Consider the following 18,795-nt stretch of genomic DNA (forward strand, 5'->3'; position numbering starts at 1 on the left):
TTTAAGGTTTAAGGTTTAAGCGCCAGAAAATAAAAATCCCTTATAGCCAAGCTACAAGGGATTTTTTATTGGTTCATCTATATTGTTTATCGCAACTCACTAAATAGTGATGTCGATATCTAGCTTAGCCCAAATGGATCATCAATTGATTTAGCCGGCTGGGTGAACCACACAGCGCCAGATTCAGTCATATAAAAATGATCTTCGTGTCTAACGCCAAACTCACCTGGTACACATAACATCGGCTCGTTACTAAAGCACATTCCTGCTGCTAGCTGGGTGTGATCGTTTAGCACTAAATAGGGCCATTCATGAATATCTAAGCCAATTCCGTGTCCGGTGCGATGGGGTAAGCCTGGCACATCATAACCTGGGCCAAAACCTGCATTAACGATTACTTCTCGAGCCGCTTTATCAACACTTGCACACGTTGCGCCAATAGTCGCAGCAGCAAACGCCGCCAGTTGCGCTTGTTGCTCTAAATTCCATAATTCACGTTGGCGCTCACTTGGCTCACCAAATACATAAGTGCGGGTAATATCTGAGTTATAGCCGCCTAGCTGACAACCGGTATCAATCAATACCGTGTCGTTTAAATCCAGTGTTTTAGGCGACTTAACCCCATGGGGGTACGCGGTATCTTCGCCAAACAATACAATGCAAAAATATGAACCTGCTGGCGCGCCAACCTTGATGTGGGCTTGATGGATAAAATCTTCCACTTCTTTGGTGCTAATGCCTTCACGTAAGATACTGGCGGCAGCAATATGAACCGCTAAGGTCATGTCCTTAGCTCGTTGCAACAAGGCCAGCTCCGCTGGCGATTTAATCATTCTACAACCGGCAGTGATGCTTTTGGCATTCACATAATTGAGTTGATCATTGGCGCTGCGAATACCATCAAAAATAAAGAAAGCGCTGGCTTCATCAATGCCCACCTTGCCAGCATTAATGCCTTTATTTGCTAGCATGTCGGCAAATAACTGAAAAGGGCTTTCATCTTCTTGCCAGGTATTCACCTTGCCCTTGACGGCCATATAACCTTGTAAGGTATCAAGCTCAAATGCAGGGGCAATATATTCAAGCTCACCGCAGGCAGGAATAATCGCCCCAACCATACGCTCGCTAGCATACCAGCGAGTACCGGTAAAATAGTACAGGTTAGTGCCAGCATTAATGTAGATGGCTTCAATGCCTTGTTGCTGCATTAATTGCTGTGCTTGGCTAATTCGCTGTTCAAACTCTCCTACCCCAATAGCAGCCACATCATGGGTCATATCTGACAAACTCGCTAATGCTTGTTGTGGGGTTTGGGTTCCGACTCCGACTGTCATAGTACGCTCCGATAATTAATGCTAGATAAGCAAATTTTATTCTATTAGTGATCCGATAATCCGCATAGTGTAAACTTCAACCACAAAATGTATACAATATAAATTATCAATTGTATTTCAACATTACACTCGCTGCGGTTACCCTGCAGATGATGACTATCGTCAGCGCTTTGTTTGAAAATAAACCGCCGTTACGATAATCGCTTTACCTTAATAAGACTGAATCAATCAGCCACCTCCAATGGAGCAACCATGCCAGATACGATCACTCAGCGCCTTGATGCCATTCGCCAAACCATGTCGCAACAAAATCTCGATGCTTTTATTATTCCCCGAGCAGATGAATACCTCGGTGAATATGTCCCTGAGCGCAATGAAAGGCTGCATTGGGCTACTGGTTTTACCGGCTCGGCGGGCATGGCTATTATTTTAAAAGACACGGCCGCTATTTTTGTTGACGGTCGTTACACAGTGCAAGTGGCACTGCAAGTTGATGCGCAGTTGTTTAGTTATGAAAGCCTAACGGATACGCCGCAAATTCAATGGCTGATTGATAAGTTAGCTCAAGGTAAACGTGTTGGCATAGATAGCCGATTACATACCTTAGCTTGGTATCAACAAGCACAGCATCAATTAACAAAAGCTGATATTAGCTTAGTGTCAGTTGCTGAAAACCCAATTGATATCCATTGGCAGCAACGCCCAATGCTACCAACAGAGCCCATTACCTTATTTAGCCATGAGGGCGCAGGCCGTAATAGCCTTGATAAACGTCAACAAATTGGTGACATCATTGCCAAGCAAGGCGCCGATATGGCATTAATTGCCGCTTTAGACTCATTCTGTTGGTTACTTAATATTCGTGGCAACGATGTGCCAAGATTACCCGTCACCTTAGGCTGCGCGTTACTCAATGCCAACGGTGATATGACCTTATTTGCTGATAGCAACAAACTGCCCCAAGGCTTTGCTGAGCATGTGGGCGCTGGCGTTGAATTTAAAGATGAATCATTATTAGCTGAAGCGCTTAAGCAACTTAACGGTGTAAAACTGCTGGCAGACCCTAATACCAGCAATGCTTGGACCCAGCTAACCGCAGAGCAAGCGGGCGCCATATTAGTTGCGGGCTCAGATCCTGTCGCGCTGCCAAAAGCACAAAAGAATGCCGCCGAGCTTAGTGGTATGCGAGCATGTCATATCCGTGATGGTGCAGCAGTAAGCCGTTTTCTTGCTTGGCTTGATATGGAAGTTGCCGCCAACCGTCTTTATGATGAAGCCCAGCTTGCCGATAAACTGGAATCATTCAGATTAATTGACCCACTGTATCGTGAGCCAAGCTTTGATACCATTTCAGCCACCGGTGCTAACGCCGCTATGTGTCATTACAATCATAATGACGCCACGCCAAGTCAAATGACCATGAACAGCATTTACTTGGTAGATTCTGGGGCGCAATACCTTGATGGCACCACAGATGTCACCCGTACTATTGCCATTGGTGACGTCAGCGCTGAGCAACAAAAAATGGTCACCTTAGTATTAAAAGGTCATATTGCCCTTGATCAAGCCAAATTCCCTAAAGGCACATCAGGCCAGCAGTTAGATGGCTTTGCTCGTCAGTACTTGTGGCAACATGGTTTTGATTATGACCATGGCACAGGCCATGGCGTAGGACATTTTTTAAGTGTTCATGAAGGCCCGCAGCGCATTGGTAAAAACGTGAATGGCGTGCCATTATTGCCAGGTATGGTGTTATCCAATGAGCCGGGGTATTACCGCGCTAATGAATTTGGTATTCGCATTGAAAACCTAGTGGCTGTGCTCCCATCACCAAGCCTAGTTAATGCTGAGCGTGAAATGCTGGAGTTTGATGCCTTAACACTAATCCCTATTGATAAGCGTTTAATTGATAAATCCTTACTCACTCAAGCTGAAATTGATTGGTTAAATCGCTACCATCAAAAAGTGTTTACCACCTTATCAACTATGCTCACAGGTGATGACCTTGCATGGTTAACTGAGGTAACGACTGAGCTTTAATATAACTTAGTCATTATCCCCATACTTGCCCAATTTTAAGCCATTTAAATTGGGCATTTTTGTTTTCAGAGCCCGTTTCTAATTGCCATAACGTCGCCATAATCATGCCCTAAAAACTGACCACAAAACTTAGTTAAGAATTAATCAAAAAACTTTGTTATACTCCGCCGCCGCTGATCCATTAGCGAACTTTAAAACCCATGTTAAAATGACATGCTAAGTCGTTTTGGTACTAGCACGATGAACTATACTCAGGCAGGTTGAAAACTAATATTTTTAGTTAACTAGCCACTGAACTGTTGAATGACGTGATAATGATAGGAACAAGATACCAATGAAATTTGAATCTTTTAGCTTCGCCCCAGAAATATTAAGTGCGATCGCTGATTGCGGGTATAAAACTATGACACCCGTTCAACAACAAGCTATTCCAGCAATTCGTCGTGGCCAAGATGTACTTGCCAGCGCCCAAACCGGTACTGGTAAAACAGCCGCATTTGCATTACCTATGCTGCAAAAAATGGTTGAAAACCCACGTGAGTTACAGCATTCAAATACCCGCGCGTTAATCTTAACCCCGACGCGCGAGCTAGCTGCTCAGGTTGCTGACAATATTGCTGATTACAGCAAGAACATCAACATGGAAGTACTGACCATTTATGGCGGCGTAAAGCTGACTAGCCAAGCGCAAAAGCTTAAACGTGGTGCTGACATTATTGTAGCAACCCCAGGGCGTTTACTTGAGCATTTAAACGCATGTAACTTAAGCCTTTCAAATGTTGAGTTTTTAGTCCTTGATGAAGCTGACCGTATGCTGGATATGGGCTTTAGCACCGACATTCAAAAAATTCTTCAAGCCGTGAATAAGCAGCGTCAAAACTTATTATTCTCAGCCACCTTCTCAACCTCAGTTAAGAAGCTTGCTAACGAAATGCTTGAAAAGCCAGTGGTCATTACTGCTGACAAACAAAACACCACCGCAGATACCGTAAGCCAAGTGGTTTATCCCGTTGAGCAGCGCCGTAAGCGTGAATTACTATCTGAATTGATTGGCACTAAAAACTGGCAACAGGTGTTAGTCTTCACTGCAACCCGTGATGCTGCAGATAAGCTAGTGAAAGAACTTAACCTTGATGGTATTCCGTCAGCTGTGGTTCATGGCGAAAAAGCCCAGGGCAGTCGACGCCGTGCATTACGTGAATTTGTTGAAGGTAAAGTACGTGTGCTAGTTGCAACCGAAGTTGCCGCTCGTGGATTGGATATTCAAGATTTAGGCTATGTTGTTAACTATGACTTACCATTTCTTGCTGAAGATTATGTGCACCGTATCGGCCGCACCGGACGTGCAGGTAAATCAGGTACCGCAATTTCATTTGTGAGCCGCGAAGAAGAGCGCACCTTACATGATATTGAAAAATTAATCGGTCAACCAATTCGCCGAATTACTGCGCCAGGTTATGAAGTTGGCAGCCGTGAATTACTGTTAAAGCAAATTCAAAAGCGTCGTAGCTTTGCGAAGAAACAACAACGTGCTGATAGCGCGGGTGAGCAAGTTGTCGGTGAGCGTAACATGCAAGGTCGCCGCGTAACGGTAGGTAAATCAACCAGTACCGTTAAGTACAAAAAACTGAAGTAATCATCCCTTTATTATTTCAATATTAAGGCGCTATTAGCGCCTTTTTTATGCCTAAAAACCAATAAGTAACTCATTATTCGCTTTAAGTAAGTTCGATGAAATAAAAACTGTGGTGATCAGGTCTAATCATTGTCGCCGTAACAGCGAATATTATAACCAGTATAACTCGGCGATAAGAAGTGCCAATTAGGGCGCTCACTAAGATCATCACTTTAATTGAATATGGATTTCAGCATGTTAAAAAAACTTATATTAGTCGTCGCAATGGCCTTATTTAGCTTACCTTCAATGGCTAAACCTATTGCTAGCGATGAATACCACGTCATGCCATTAATGAATGGACAACAAATCCCGAACCTTGACCTTAAAGATGTTGCCGGCAATAAGGTTAACCTACTAGCATTAACCGCAGCTAAGCCCACTATCTTCTTTTTCTATCGTGGCGGTTGGTGCCCATTTTGTAATGTTCAAATGGGCCAACTTAAAGCTATTGAGCCTAAATTAATTGAAATGGGTTTTCAGTTAGTGGGGATTTCACCTGACTCACCCGCTAAACTTAAAGCCTCAATGAATGACAATAAACTGGATTACCTATTGCTATCAGATGAAAATATGACCGCATCCCAAGCATTTGGTATTGCCTTTTATACCAGTGAAAAAGTCACTAGTATGTACCGCGCCAAGCTCAGTGTTGAAAATACTCTTTGGACCACACCTGTAGGTGAGCAGCGCTTAGTCTTACCAGTGCCTGCAGTTTATCTGGCAGATAAAACCGGCTTGGTACACTTTCAATACATAAATCCAAATTATAAAGTGCGCCCCGCACCTGAGCTTATCTTAACCGCGGCTAAATTACTGCAAGGGCAATAATTTGCAGCAGCAATAACTCGCCTTTGCTACAATAGCCTCGCCGCACTTCCCATTTTTCTGCGGCGGAGTTATTTATGCAAAATACAACACAAGCACCAACATACAACCAAGCGATTTTGGCCCTAGCTGAAGCAGGGATTAAAGCCTTGCAAGAGTCTGCATTAAAGCAAAAAGCCAAGCGAACCCCAGCCCAAGAAAGTCATTTTCTGTGTGCATGGATGGTGGAGTCATTACGGGATAAGCGCTTTCCTAAAATGGTTGCAGATGATCTCAATAGCTGGATCCGTATGGCTCGCAGCCAAGGCGCTGGCGCCATGTTACCGCAGCTACTGCAACGTATCGCAACTCAATACCAACAAGTGCTCACCACCACCTTATCAGAAAAAGGCGCAATCGATGCGCTTATCGAGCATTTAGATAGCAACGAATGGTTTGTTATTACTGATACTGCGTTTTCAGACTCAGGTGCCAAAAAGCTCAAACTGGCGGGTAATGGTCAATCGAGTATGGTGATTTGTGAACATCAGCTGTCGCACTATTTTGATGTAGATAGACTCATTAAGCCTTTAGCTATCTATGTGCGTGGTGATGAGCAATATTTTGCCGAGCAAGCGCTCAATAAAGGGCTATTGGTTAGCCAAGGTAATAAAAAAACCAGTCTTATCAAACATCATAAAACCTATTTGGTATACCCAAACAACCAGTTATCAGAGTTATGTTTATTAGTAGAGTCGCTGGCTTAACTCGCTAATTAACTGCTGTAACGAAAAGCGCTAACTTAATGTCGGCGCTTTTTTTTGTTTCTGGTTGGGTTTCTTAAAGAGTTTTAAGATGATGTTTAGCCGAACATTTTAGAAAGGGTTTTAGAAACGGCTTTAGAATGGGTTAAGGCTATAGCCTTGCTCCGCCAAAATAGCATGGGCCGTCATTGCTGATAACGCCATTTCAACTCCAGGCAATAATGCTTGATTACTAAGGTTGTAATACGCTGCGCTTTGACCACAAATATAGACCTTCACCCCATATTCAGTTAATTGCTGTACCAAGGCTTTATTGGCATTTTCGATGGGCGCAGCTAAGCCGTGTTGCTGGCGATAATAGCCATCATCAGCTAAGTCCCCAACGGCGCTGCCATGTACGACCATAGCTAAATTAATATCTTTAGATTTAACCCCTGCAGCCTCATGCATATTAATAAATCTAGCAAGGGTATTTAAACTGCGATTAACCTCACCAACCTTAGCCGCTTTGCTCATATCAAAAGCGATATTAAATTGCATGCCTTTTGGCAAGGCCAGTTGGCTGTCAATTGTCGCGATTTCGCCATAGCCTTTTATCACAGTTCCAGCTTTAAAGGCCTCTTTTCCTGCCATAGCAGCACTAGAGGTTACCAATAGTAAGCTAACCATCAGCAATTTGAGACTTGATATTTTGTGCATCTTTTATCCTTATTGATTGCATTATGACAAAGCTATCTTGAAACGCTGCATTTAGCTATAATAGCCCTCAAATTTTTACCCCTGTAAATAAATTGCTCAGGGGTATCAATCTCAAAAGCTGCGTAATCAAGTATCAATGCTTAACCGCCAGCTTATCTTAGTCGTATGTGTTGCTTAGCAAGCTAATGTTAAGCCGCCAAACTCAGGAGTTTCCATGGCTCGCCAAGTCATTTATACCTTTAAAGGTAAAACCAAAACAATCGCATTCAGTTACGATATACATCATGACCTATACGAAGCTGCGGCTGAAGCTGAAGGTATTGATTTAACCAACTTCTTGGCTATGGAACAGCAAATTGCAATGACCTCTAAAAAAGGGGCTAAAGCAGAAAAAGATTACCGTAAAACCGAGTTTGCCCGTTTCGGTTTTAGTAGCATCAAATTTGTTCGTGATGATGACGAGCAAAGCTAACAGTCAAAAACTAACCGCTAAGAGTTAAGCGCATTTGTATTAGTGGCATCACCAATTATTAGTGACAACAACAATAAAAGGATTTACATGATAAATTCAGACCACGCTAATTTCCCTAGAGCCAGCTTTATCCGCCGCTGTGGCGCCATAATATATGACTCATTATTGGCTGTAGCCGTATATATGGTTGCCGGTGCCATTGGTTTTGGCCTGTTTGTCGGCCTTACCAGCAGCGGCGTTATTTCAATGGATGGTTACGAGCACATTGCAGATGCACTGCATCAAACCCCACTGTATAAAGGTATTTATCAGTTATGGGTCGTACTTTGTGTCGTCGCTTTTTATGCCTTATTTTGGAGCCGCGGCGGTCAAACATTAGGGATGAGAGCATGGCGCTTAAAAGTGCAGCACCCTAATGGACAAAACTTAAGTTTTGTTACTGCGCTTGCCCGCGTGGTGTGGTCACTGGCTGGTATTGGTAACTTATTTATTCTTATCAATCCTGATAAACAGGCCCTACAAGATAAAATGACCCAATCAGAAGTCGTAGTACTGTCGGTTGAAGCGAACCAAATGCGCAATTGGCGCGGCGCTTAAACTAGCGGCACAAACTAATGCCATAAACTAGTGCCATAAACTAGTACCATCAAAGAACACGCCGTAATCCTATGGGTTACGGCGTTTTTTATTGGTGCTGTAGAACATCAAGCCGCTAACATGGCGCAGCGATTTGGGCTAAGGCTCAAACTAAAAGCAGAACTAGAGGTAGAGGTAGAGGTAGAGGTAGAGGTAGAGGTAGAGGTAGAGTACAGCAATAAAACCCTGGTTGATGTGGTCAAGTAAATATAAAAAAATCCCAACAACTAACGTCATTGGGATATTTATTATTGCAGACTTGCCAGAAGCAAGCGCCCTATCAGGCAAAGGCTATTTTCTGATGAAATATAACGCGCCAATACTAAAGAGTAGTGGTGGCATACCTGCACCTATATAGGCGGGTAAGCCATAAACAATACTCATAGGGCCAAATATCTCACTACAAATATAAAAGCTAAAGCCAGCGACCACGCCAAGCAAGACTCTTGCGCCCATTGTCACGGTTCTTAAGGGGCCAAATACAAATGACAGTGCCACTAAAATCATCACTGCTACAGTAATTGGCTGCATAATTTTACGCCACAAAGCCAGCTCATAACGACTCGGATCTTGCTGATTAGCTTCAAGGTAATCTAAATAACCCACTAGACCTTGAATGCTTAACGCTTCAGGTTTTACTGACACCACACTTAATTTATCAGGGGTTAAGGTAGAGTTCCAAATTCGCTCTTCTTGGTATTCGAAGCTAATCTTGTTATCAGTAACTATGGTATTTTTAACATCAAATAAGCGCCATACATCATTAGAAAATTTAGCGCTTTGAGCCTGAGTCATGGTGGTTAACTCTAACTGATCATTAAACTTATAAAAGGTCACTTTATTTAAGGTGTTTATGGTTTCAACTTCACCAATATTGACAAATAAGTCACCGTCTCTTGCCCACACGCCTCGATGAGATTTGATCAGGCTACCACCAGAAACTTTGGTTGCTTGTAGCTCTTTGGCTGTTCTTTCTGCAACAGGTGCACCCCACTCGCCTAAGGCCATTACAATGATCATCAATGGAATGGCAGTTTTCATCGCTGAAATCGTAATTTGCAACCGAGACATACCGGACGCCTGCATTACTACTAATTCAGAGTTCGATGCCAACATTCCCATACCAATCAGCGCCCCAAGTAATACTGCAATGGGGAAAAACAACTCAATATCACGGGGGATTAAGTAAATAACATAGATAATCGCATCAAACATAGTGTAAGCACCGCGGCCAACTACACGTAGCTGATCAACCCACTTAATGATGCCCGACAAGCCAGTTAAAATAAGTAAACATAACGCCGATGTGCCAATAATCACTCGGGCAATATAGAGATCGAGTATCTTCATACTGCCACCTTCTTACGTTTAAGTAATTGCAGTAACTTAGCACCACTTGGACGCTCTTTACCCAGTAAGAGTATACCGATAATAAATGCTGAGCCATGAATCCACCACATGCCTAATACTTGTGGGATGACTTCATCCTCAAGCGCTTTACGGCCGGCAACCATTAAGCCGAAATAGCCTAAATAAAGTAAAATCGCTGGGAACATTTTGGCAAACTTACCTTGCCTTACATTCACCCGAGCCAGTGGCACTGCAATTAAGGTCATGAGTGGAATCGCTAAAGGCAGCGCTAAACGCCAATGGAATTCTGCTGCTGCTTCAGGGCCTGGCGTAGCAAGTAACTGATCAACCGGTAAAGCTGAAAGCTTACGACGACGTTCATCCACTTCTTGCTCTTTAATTTCCATCTTATAACCACCAAACTCAATCATTTGATAGTCAAGATTATTCGGGCTACCTTGATAACGGGTACCATTATCAAGTTGTAATTGCTGGCTACCAAACTTATCTTCCACTACGCGGCCATTTTCTGAAACCACAATATTAGTTAAGCCTTTTTCGTCTTCAGGATCAGGTAACTGAGCCACAAACACTTTTTGTAATTCGTTAGATTTAGTGATTTTTTCAACAAACAACACAGCTCGGCCATTAGGGCTAGCTTGAAAGCGGCCTTGGGTAATTGCTGCTAAACCGGCTTCTGACTGTGCCTGTTCTAGCACTTGATTTTGTCTTTCTTCCGCCCATGGACCTACATAAACCGATAAAATACCAGTAAACACTAAATTTGCTACCGCCAAAAGCAAGGTCACACGGGTGACATACCACTCACTGATCCCGACGCCATGAAGCACCACCATTTCATTTTCGGCATACATTCGCCCATGGGCGAGCAATATCCCTAAGAAAAAGCTCAGCGGCAACACCAAAACGGTTAATTGCGGTAAATTTAGCCCCAATAACGTCAGCACTAAAGACGCAGGGAAATCACCATCAGAGGCATCTCCCAGTACTCGCACAAATTGCTGGCTAATAAAAATAGTTAACAGCACCAAAAGTATCGCAAATTGGGCTTTTAAAACTTCAACGATCAAGTATCTAAATACAATCACAGGTAGGATCCACAGTCTAAAACTTGTCTTTTTGCTGGTATCAGAGTAACTTCACTATTAAATGTCTGCTTTTAGCAGTTATTGATAGTTTTCTGACCAGCGCGTGAGCTTCTTTAAGTGTAATTCATTTAGCTGATATAGCAGAAAATTACCAAGGATTTATTTCCTTAAAGGTTTGTAAATATGGCCTAACAGGCCGAATTAAAACATTATCTAATAAATATAAAAATTTGTCTTTAATAATCTAGGAGTGCTCATGGAGTTTAGCGTAAAGAGCGGCAGCCCCGAGAAACAACGTTCAGCTTGTATCGTTGTCGGTGTATACGAACCACGTCGTTTGTCAGGTATCGCAGAGCAGTTGGATAAAATCAGTGAAGGTTACATCAGTAACTTGCTTCGACGCGGTGATTTAGAAGGCAAACCTGGACAGATGTTATTATTGCATCATGTTCCCAATGTGCTCAGTGAGCGTGTTTTGTTAGTCGGTTGTGGCAAAGAGCGTGAACTTGATGAGCGCCAATACAAACAAATTATCACAAAGACTATCAATACCTTAAATGAAACGGGTTCAATGGAAGCAGTTTGCTTCTTAACTGAATTACACGTTAAAGGCCGCGATACTTATTGGAAAGTACGCCAAGCAGTTGAAACCACTTATAACAGTTTATATAGCTTTGATGCTCTGAAAACCCGTAAAGGCGAAACCCGTCGTCCGTTACGTAAAATGGTATTCAATGTCCCGACTCGTCGCGAGTTAACTCTTGGTGAACGCGCTATCGACCATGGAATGGCAGTATCATCAGGTATGAACTTATGCCGTGATGTTGCCAACATGCCGCCAAACATTTGTAACCCTGCATACTTAGCCTCTCAAGCACGTCAAATTGCTGAAGTTCATGACAGCCTTACGGTTTCAACTGTGGGCGAAGAGCAAATGGCAAAACTCGGTATGCATTCATACCTTGCTGTAGGGCGTGCTAGTGCCAATGAATCTATCATGACAGTAATGGAATATAAGGGCGCAGTTGATGAGACTCAAAAGCCAATCGTCCTTGTTGGTAAAGGCCTTACCTTCGATTCTGGTGGTATTTCATTAAAGCCGGGCGAGGCCATGGATGAGATGAAATACGACATGGGCGGCGCTGCCGGTGTTATTGGCGCCATGAAAGCCTTATGTGAAATGAAGCTGCCAATTAACGTTATCGGTATTCTTGCAGGTTGTGAAAACATGGTTGCGGGTAATGCTTATCGCCCTGGTGACATCTTAACCACTATGTCAGGTCAAACTGTTGAAGTGCTTAATACTGATGCCGAAGGCCGCTTAGTATTATGTGACGTGCTGACTTATGTTGAGCGTTTTGACCCAGAATTAGTGATTGATACTGCCACATTAACTGGTGCTTGTGTCATTGCTCTGGGCAAACATGCTTCAGGTTTATTCTCATCTCATAATCCACTTGCCCATGAAATACTCAATGCCGGTGAGCAATCAGGTGATCGCGCATGGCGCATGCCGATTTGGGATGAGTATCAAGAAATGCTTGAAAGCCCGTTTGCTGATATGACTAATCTAGGTGGTCGTCCAGCAGGGTCAATCACTGCAGCTTGTTTCTTAGCGCGCTTTGCTAAAAAATATAACTGGGCACATCTTGATGTTGCCGGTACAGCTTGGAACAGTGGCGCTAATAAAGGCTCTACAGGTCGTCCAGTACCAATATTAAGCCAGTTCTTATTGAACCGCGCAGGAGTTGAGCAAGGCGAGTAATTGACTTTTGTTGCAAATAGTTTGTTGCTAATAGTTTACTGTAAATAACAGGCAGTAACCTAATAAAAGGCGAAGTAGTTACTTCGCCTTTTTTATCCCTCTTGTTCGAAGGTTTACATATTTTAAAACCGCAAAAACAGCTCCCTTTGAGTAGCAAGCAAACCGATAAGCCTGACAAATAAATGCGAACACAAGGATTGCTAAAATTTCAGCAGATTTCTATTCAATTAAGCAAAATTAACTCTCCTGCACCCTAGCCCCAATCGATGCTTTTAGTGTAAAATTCGCCTTTACTTCATCAAAATTTAAAATAATGTCAAAGACTCTGTTTTACTTAATGCCAGCAATCAATACCCAAGCCAGTGCGCTTGAAAGCGTATACCTTGCAGCATGTCAGATTGCAGAACGGCATTATCGCCAGCAGCAGCTTGTTTATATTCACTGTCAGAATAAGCAACAAGCCTATGCCATTGATGAATTATTATGGCAATTTGAGCCAACAGCATTTGTTCCCCACAATTTAAAAGGGGAAGGACCGATAACAGGTTCACCTGTCGAGATTGGTTTTGATAAATTAGGCGCCAATAAAAGTCGCCAATTACTGATAAACCTTGCAGACCAAGTGCCAGCATTTGCGGTTAACTTTCCGCATATTATCGATTTTGTTGCTAATGATGATGCGCTTAAACAGATTGCCCGTATTCGCTACCGTGAATACAAGCAATTGGGCATTGAGCTTACTACCACTGAGTTCACTGGCGTTTAAGTCAGTTGATTCGTTAACAATACCAACTATTAATTTAGATTGAGAAAACAAAAATCCCATGGAAAAAACATATAATCCGCAGTCAATTGAGCAATCTCTATACCAAAATTGGGAAGAGCAAGGCTACTTCAAACCACATGGCGATGAGTCAAAAGGTAACTATTGCATCATGATCCCGCCACCAAATGTGACGGGTAGTTTGCACATGGGTCATGCATTCCAAGACACCATCATGGATACGTTGACTCGCTACCAGCGCATGAAGGGCAAAAACACCCTTTGGCAAGTGGGTACCGATCACGCAGGCATTGCAACCCAAATGCTGGTTGAGCGTAAAGTCTTTGCAGAAGAAGGTTTAGGTCGTCACGACCTAGGCCGTGATAACTTTATCGAGCGCATCTGGGATTGGAAAAATGAATCAGGTGGCACCATCACCAAACAGCTACGTCGTTTAGGCGCTTCTGTTGATTGGGATCGTGAACGTTTCACAATGGACGAAGGTATGTCTGAAGCCGTACAAGAAGTATTTGTACGCTTATATGATGACGAGTTGATTTATCGTGGTAAACGCTTAGTCAACTGGGATCCAAAACTGCACACTGCTATTTCAGATCTCGAAGTAGAAAACAAAGAAAAGCAAGGTAGCATGTGGCATTTCCGCTACCCGTTAGCTGATGGCGCATTGACAGCCGACGGTAAAGACTACTTAGAAGTTGCCACCACACGTCCTGAAACCATGCTAGGTGATAGTGCCGTTGCGGTTCACCCTGATGATGAGCGTTATCAATCACTTATTGGTAAGTTCATTCTTCTGCCAATCGTTAACCGTCGTATTCCTGTTGTGGCAGATGACTATGTTGACATGGAGTTTGGTACCGGCTGTGTGAAAATCACTCCAGCTCATGACTTTAACGATTATGAAGTCGGTAAGCGTCACGCCCTACCTATGTTCAACATCTTAACCATCAATGCTGACATTCGTAGCGCTGCAGAAGTGGTAAATACTGATGGCACCGCAAACACCGAATTAGATAACAGCTTACCTGAGCGTTATGCCGGTCTTGAGCGCTTTGCTGCACGTAAAGCCATTGTTGAAGAGTTCGACACCTTAGGTTTATTAGGCAAAATTGATCCTCACGGATTAAAAGTGCCATACGGCGACCGCTCTGGCGTGGTTATTGAGCCACTACTTACCGACCAATGGTATGTGTCAGTTGCGCCTATGGCTAAAACAGCCATGGAAGCGGTTGATAACGGCGACATCAAGTTTGTGCCACAGCAATACGAGAACATGTACAACTCTTGGATGCGCGACATTCAAGATTGGTGTATCTCACGTCAACTTTGGTGGGGACATCGTATCCCAGCTTGGTATGACGAAAGTGGCAAAGTCTATGTGGGTCGTGACGAAACTGAAGTTCGCACTAAACATAAGCTAGATGACTCGGTTGTTTTACGTCAAGATAACGATGTATTAGATACCTGGTTCAGCTCAGCGTTATGGACATTCTCAACACTTGGCTGGCCAAAAAATACTGAAGAATTGAAAGCTTTCCACCCAACTGACGTGTTGGTCACAGGTTTTGATATTATCTTCTTCTGGGTGGCGCGCATGATCATGATGACCATGCATTTCATCAAAGATGAAAACGGCAAGCCGCAAGTGCCTTTCAAAACGGTATATGTCACTGGACTTATCCGTGATGAAGCCGGTAATAAGATGTCCAAATCTAAAGGTAACGTATTAGATCCTTTAGACATGATTGACGGTATCGATCTTGAATCACTTGTTGAAAAACGTACCGGCAATATGATGCAGCCCAAAATGGCCGCTAAAATTGAAAAAAGCACTCGTAAAGAATTCAGTGAAGGTATTGAAGCACATGGCACCGATGCACTGCGCTTTACTTTAGCTTCAATGGCATCAACCGGTCGTGACATTAACTGGGACATGAAACGCCTTGATGGTTACCGCAGCTTCTGTAACAAGATCTGGAACGCATCACGTTACGTGTTGATGAACACTGAAGTGCAAACTGAAGATGCAGCAGACGATGCTATCGGCGAAGCATTAGATTGCGGCCAAATCTTGGTTGATGGCAAGCCAGGAGCAATGGAATTGTCGCTAGCTGATCGCTGGATTATCGGTCTGTTTAACGAAACCGTTAAAACCTACGATGAGCACATGGCCAATTACCGTTTCGACTTAGCGGCTAATACTATTTATGAGTTCACCTGGAACCAATTCTGTGACTGGTACCTAGAGCTCACTAAGCCGGTAATGCAAAACGGCACCGATGCACAACTGCGTGGCACACGTCATACGCTGGTTAATGTACTTGAGCAAATGCAGCGCCTAATGCACCCAATGATGCCTTACCTCACTGAAACTATCTGGCAGCGCGTTAAGCCGCTAGCAGGTGTTGAAGGTGATACCTTAATGATTGCGCAATTCCCTGAGTATGACGCAACTAAGGTAGACGCGCAGGCAATGGAAGATCTTGAGTGGGTTAAGCAAGTCATTACTGCTGTGCGTAACATTCGCGCTGAACTAAACATTGCCCCATCTAAGCCACTTAACGCCCTACTTCGCGGCGTGAGTGAGCAAGATAAGGCACGTTTAGAGGCTAATCAAACTTTCTTCAAGACACTAGCTAAGCTTGAGTCTATGACAATTCTTGCTGATGGTGAAACTGCCCCAATGTCGACTACCCAACTTGTCGGTGACATGGAGCTATTAATCCCAATGGCAGGGTTGATTGATGTGGCTAAAGAAGTAGCCCGTATCGACAAGCTACTTGAAAAAGCAGCTGGCGAGTTCAAGCGCATTGAAGGCAAGTTATCTAACCAAGGCTTTGTGGCTAAAGCCCCTGCCGCCGTGATTGAAAAAGAACGTGCTAAGCAAGCTGAATATCAACGTGATATGGATAAGCTTGCAGAGCAAAAAGCAGAACTTGCTAAGCTAGAAGGCTAAGTAACAAAGCTTGGTTTATTTGCCATCTCGCTAAATAAACCCAAACGAAAAAGGCTATCAAGGTATTTGATAGCCTTTTTTAATGGCTAAAATTAACCCAAGCGATGAAAAGTATGATTGTTGAGCAGTTACAATAGATTGTAAAAACTTATCTCCATTAAGTTAATTACAACGCCACTGGCGGCTTATTCAGGCAAATAACACCTAAAAAAATGGTCAAAATGGCTTAGATACTGTATAAGCTTCGCCTCTAGATATTTTTCATCCATTTTAAGAGTCTTGAAGCTTTAGCTTATAATCACTTATCAACCTTAAGTTAGCTTCAAATGCCTTGGTTTACCACCTTGGTTCAAATACTCGACATTTAAAACGATAGGCAGGCACAACACATGTCAGATAAATTCTTTTTCAAAGGCCGTCAAACGCCAAAACCTGCCTATGGCGAAAGTGGTTACAACACCAAACGCCAAGCTAAACCTGGCACTGCAGCGCTTCCTTTACAGTTATCAGTTCAAACTGATAAGCGTAAGCTTGAAGTTGAAGCATTAGTTGCAGAGAGCAAACTAGTCGCAACTATTACTGTTAACAGTGACGTCGCTGAAGATATATTTGAACTTCTGGGTATTTTAAACAAGCCAACGGCAGTCACCGCAGAAGCCAAAATTAACCGTAATGACCCTTGTACTTGTGGTAGCGGTAAGAAATATAAAAAGTGCTGTGGCTAAGTCCTTTAAGTGACATCAGATTAATTAAAGCGAGCGATTAGCTCGCTTTTTTGTATAAAAAATCCCCCTCCGAAACGCAATTATCACATTCCTGCTCAGTAACTTTGGTAAATTTGGTTAATTTAGGTAAAGTGTCTGCCGACCTATTGTTAATAATAATAATCATAAGGGTGATTTATGAGTGAAAGTTCACACTCAGGCAACGACCTAAGAGAAGTGAAACAGCTGGGCATGTGGGCATCTATTGCCAGCTTAAGTTATATATTTTGGATTGTCGGCGGCATGGAGCTGGTGGAACGTATTGCCTACTATGGGGTAAAAGCCAGTGCCGGTTTATATGCTAAAACACCAACCTCGGAAGGCGGGCTGGGTATTAGCCTTAGTGATTACGGTGTCATTATTGCCATTTGGGCATTTATGCAAACCTTCATTCCAGTATTTACTGGCGGGATATCTGATCGCGTAGGCTACAAAGAAACCATCTTTGCCTCAACAGTAATCAAGATCATGGGTTACTTGGTGATGGCGATGTTTCCAAGCTTTTATGGCTTCTTGATTGGTGCAATATTATTGGCCGCAGGGACAGGGATCTTTAAACCCGGTATTCAAGGCACCTTAGTGCTTTCAACCGGACGGCAAAACACCTCAATGGCGTGGGGCATATTCTATCAAGTGGTCAATATTGGTGGCTTCCTTGGGCCTTTAGTGGCTGTACATATGCGTCAGTTATCATGGGATAATGTGTTTTACGCTTGTGCTGCCATCATCTCTTTTAACTTCCTATTTTTACTAGCTTATAAAGAACCAGGTAAAGAAGAGCGACTTGAGCGGGCCCGCAAAGTCAAATCAGGCGAAATTAAACAAGAAGCATTATGGCGTGATGCGCTTCATGAGCTTAAAAAGCCCGTTGTTATCTATTACATGTTGGTATTTGCTGGTTTCTGGTTCTTATTTAATGCCTTATTTGATGTATTACCTATTCATATTGCTGAATGGGTTGATACCAGCGTGATTGTCACCTCTCTATTTGGCCCTGAAGGCACCTCTAACGGCTTTTTCCAGTTTTGGTTAGGCCTAGATAATACTGGTACTAAGGTGATGCCTGAAGGCATGCTCAACCTCAATGCTGGTATGATCATGACCAGTTGTTTCTTGGTTGCTGCACTTACCGCTAAGTATCGTATTACCACTGCCATGTTAGGTGGTTGTTTACTGAGTATTTTGGCATTCGTGCTCATTGGCGCAACCAATGCTGCATGGATGATTGTACTGGCTATTGCAATGTTCTCATTCGGCGAAATGATGATTAGCCCGAAGAAAAATGAGTTTATGGGCAATATTGCCCCTGAAGGTAAAAAAGCCATGTACTTAGGCTTTGTGATGTTACCTCAAGGGATAGGCTGGACTCTGGAAGGCTACTTTGGGCCTAAACTGTATGAGATGTATGCCTCAAAAGAGATTTTCTCACTGCAGCTTCTTGCAGAGCGTGGCATGAGTCAAACAGATGTTGATGCAATCCCCCAAGGCGAAGCATTTTCAACCTTAGTGACTTATACCGGTGAGCCTGCACAGCAGCTAACAACGCTGCTGTATAACACCCACAGTATCGGCAACGCTTGGTATATTATCGCTGCGGTGGGAACAATTTCGGCAGTAGGAATTTATCTTTACGGTAAGTG

15 protein-coding genes are annotated in these 18,795 nt (G+C 43.2%); 11 read left to right on the forward strand and 4 right to left on the reverse strand.

Features of this window, described 5'->3' with window-relative positions; all coding sequences use genetic code 11:
- Positions 1-119: 119 nt before the first annotated feature.
- Positions 120-1,334: a Xaa-Pro peptidase family protein gene (locus BCU91_RS12160; protein ID WP_102438784.1), complete on the reverse strand. Its 1,215-nt coding sequence runs from the start codon at positions 1,332-1,334 to the stop codon at positions 120-122.
- Between the two features lie 252 nt (positions 1,335-1,586).
- On the opposite strand from BCU91_RS12160, the gene BCU91_RS12165 reads away from it, so the two are divergent.
- The 4 genes from BCU91_RS12165 (at position 1,587) to BCU91_RS12180 (ending at position 6,623) form a co-directional block, all read left to right on the forward strand.
- Positions 1,587-3,374, forward strand: coding sequence for an aminopeptidase P family protein (locus BCU91_RS12165; protein WP_102531565.1), 1,788 nt, complete (start codon positions 1,587-1,589; stop codon positions 3,372-3,374).
- Positions 3,375-3,708: 334 nt separating this feature from the next.
- The gene (locus BCU91_RS12170) at positions 3,709-5,010 is read left to right on the forward strand and encodes a DEAD/DEAH box helicase (RefSeq protein ID WP_076541129.1); all 1,302 of its coding nucleotides are present in this window, start codon (positions 3,709-3,711) and stop codon (positions 5,008-5,010) included.
- Positions 5,011-5,244: 234 nt separating this feature from the next.
- Positions 5,245-5,880 (forward strand): peroxiredoxin-like family protein, encoded by a 636-nt coding sequence (locus tag BCU91_RS12175; protein ID WP_102531566.1) that lies wholly within the window; start codon positions 5,245-5,247, stop codon positions 5,878-5,880.
- Positions 5,881-5,954: 74 nt separating this feature from the next.
- Positions 5,955-6,623: a DUF2913 family protein gene (locus BCU91_RS12180; protein ID WP_102438790.1), complete on the forward strand. Its 669-nt coding sequence runs from the start codon at positions 5,955-5,957 to the stop codon at positions 6,621-6,623.
- A 132-nt stretch (positions 6,624-6,755) separates the two neighbouring features.
- On the opposite strand, the gene BCU91_RS12185 is transcribed toward BCU91_RS12180, so the two are convergent.
- A complete protein-coding gene (locus BCU91_RS12185) occupies positions 6,756-7,319 on the reverse strand; it encodes a DsrE family protein (RefSeq protein WP_102438792.1) in 564 nt (187 codons plus the stop codon).
- Between the two features lie 214 nt (positions 7,320-7,533).
- Here BCU91_RS12185 and BCU91_RS12190 point away from each other — a divergent pair, with 214 nt between their 5' ends.
- Together BCU91_RS12190 and BCU91_RS12195 are read left to right on the forward strand one after the other, a co-directional pair.
- Positions 7,534-7,791, forward strand: coding sequence for a DUF2960 domain-containing protein (locus tag BCU91_RS12190; protein ID WP_102438794.1), 258 nt, complete (start codon positions 7,534-7,536; stop codon positions 7,789-7,791).
- Between the two features lie 87 nt (positions 7,792-7,878).
- Positions 7,879-8,388: an RDD family protein gene (locus BCU91_RS12195; RefSeq protein WP_102438796.1), complete on the forward strand. Its 510-nt coding sequence runs from the start codon at positions 7,879-7,881 to the stop codon at positions 8,386-8,388.
- Between the two features lie 330 nt (positions 8,389-8,718).
- Here BCU91_RS12195 and lptG read toward each other — a convergent pair whose 3' ends face one another.
- Both lptG and lptF read right to left on the reverse strand, forming a co-directional pair.
- Positions 8,719-9,777: an LPS export ABC transporter permease LptG gene (gene lptG / locus BCU91_RS12200; protein WP_102438797.1), complete on the reverse strand. Its 1,059-nt coding sequence runs from the start codon at positions 9,775-9,777 to the stop codon at positions 8,719-8,721.
- A complete protein-coding gene (lptF, locus tag BCU91_RS12205) occupies positions 9,774-10,886 on the reverse strand; it encodes an LPS export ABC transporter permease LptF (protein ID WP_102438799.1) in 1,113 nt (370 codons plus the stop codon). Before lptF ends, lptG begins: the two co-directional genes overlap by 4 nt.
- Before the next feature lie 256 nt (positions 10,887-11,142).
- Here lptF and pepA point away from each other — a divergent pair, with 256 nt between their 5' ends.
- The 5 genes from pepA to BCU91_RS12230 form a co-directional block, all read left to right on the forward strand.
- On the forward strand, positions 11,143-12,651 hold the full coding sequence (gene pepA / locus BCU91_RS12210; protein ID WP_102531567.1) for a leucyl aminopeptidase: 1,509 nt from the start codon (positions 11,143-11,145) through the stop codon (positions 12,649-12,651).
- A 313-nt stretch (positions 12,652-12,964) separates the two neighbouring features.
- Positions 12,965-13,417: a DNA polymerase III subunit chi gene (locus tag BCU91_RS12215; protein ID WP_102438803.1), complete on the forward strand. Its 453-nt coding sequence runs from the start codon at positions 12,965-12,967 to the stop codon at positions 13,415-13,417.
- Between the two features lie 58 nt (positions 13,418-13,475).
- Positions 13,476-16,391, forward strand: coding sequence for a valine--tRNA ligase (locus BCU91_RS12220; RefSeq protein WP_102475554.1), 2,916 nt, complete (start codon positions 13,476-13,478; stop codon positions 16,389-16,391).
- A gap of 389 nt (positions 16,392-16,780) precedes the next feature.
- Complete coding sequence (locus BCU91_RS12225) at positions 16,781-17,116, forward strand: PBPRA1643 family SWIM/SEC-C metal-binding motif protein (RefSeq protein WP_102438807.1); 336 nt, start codon at positions 16,781-16,783, stop codon at positions 17,114-17,116.
- A 177-nt stretch (positions 17,117-17,293) separates the two neighbouring features.
- Positions 17,294-18,795, forward strand: a 1,502-nt coding sequence (locus tag BCU91_RS12230; RefSeq protein WP_102531568.1) for an MFS transporter, incomplete at its 3' end; no start/stop codon positions are given.

This window comes from Shewanella sp. 10N.286.52.B9, from assembly GCF_002873635.1.
GTDB lineage: Bacteria > Pseudomonadota > Gammaproteobacteria > Enterobacterales > Shewanellaceae > Shewanella.

What these genes read in the sequence shown, in the direction of transcription:
- BCU91_RS12165 (WP_102531565.1), top strand. Translation starts at nt 1,587, where the DNA reads ATGCCAGATACGATCACTCAGCGCCTTGATGCCATTCGCCAAACCATG.
- BCU91_RS12215 (WP_102438803.1), top strand. Translation starts at nt 12,965, where the DNA reads ATGTCAAAGACTCTGTTTTACTTAATGCCAGCAATCAATACCCAAGCC.
- lptG (WP_102438797.1), bottom strand. Translation starts at nt 9,777, where the DNA reads ATGAAGATACTCGATCTCTATATTGCCCGAGTGATTATTGGCACATCG.
- BCU91_RS12170 (WP_076541129.1), top strand. Translation starts at nt 3,709, where the DNA reads ATGAAATTTGAATCTTTTAGCTTCGCCCCAGAAATATTAAGTGCGATC.
- BCU91_RS12190 (WP_102438794.1), top strand. Translation starts at nt 7,534, where the DNA reads ATGGCTCGCCAAGTCATTTATACCTTTAAAGGTAAAACCAAAACAATC.
- BCU91_RS12175 (WP_102531566.1), top strand. Translation starts at nt 5,245, where the DNA reads ATGTTAAAAAAACTTATATTAGTCGTCGCAATGGCCTTATTTAGCTTA.
- pepA (WP_102531567.1), top strand. Translation starts at nt 11,143, where the DNA reads ATGGAGTTTAGCGTAAAGAGCGGCAGCCCCGAGAAACAACGTTCAGCT.
- BCU91_RS12195 (WP_102438796.1), top strand. Translation starts at nt 7,879, where the DNA reads ATGATAAATTCAGACCACGCTAATTTCCCTAGAGCCAGCTTTATCCGC.
- BCU91_RS12220 (WP_102475554.1), top strand. Translation starts at nt 13,476, where the DNA reads ATGGAAAAAACATATAATCCGCAGTCAATTGAGCAATCTCTATACCAA.
- BCU91_RS12225 (WP_102438807.1), top strand. Translation starts at nt 16,781, where the DNA reads ATGTCAGATAAATTCTTTTTCAAAGGCCGTCAAACGCCAAAACCTGCC.
- BCU91_RS12180 (WP_102438790.1), top strand. Translation starts at nt 5,955, where the DNA reads ATGCAAAATACAACACAAGCACCAACATACAACCAAGCGATTTTGGCC.
- BCU91_RS12185 (WP_102438792.1), bottom strand. Translation starts at nt 7,319, where the DNA reads ATGCACAAAATATCAAGTCTCAAATTGCTGATGGTTAGCTTACTATTG.
- BCU91_RS12160 (WP_102438784.1), bottom strand. Translation starts at nt 1,334, where the DNA reads ATGACAGTCGGAGTCGGAACCCAAACCCCACAACAAGCATTAGCGAGT.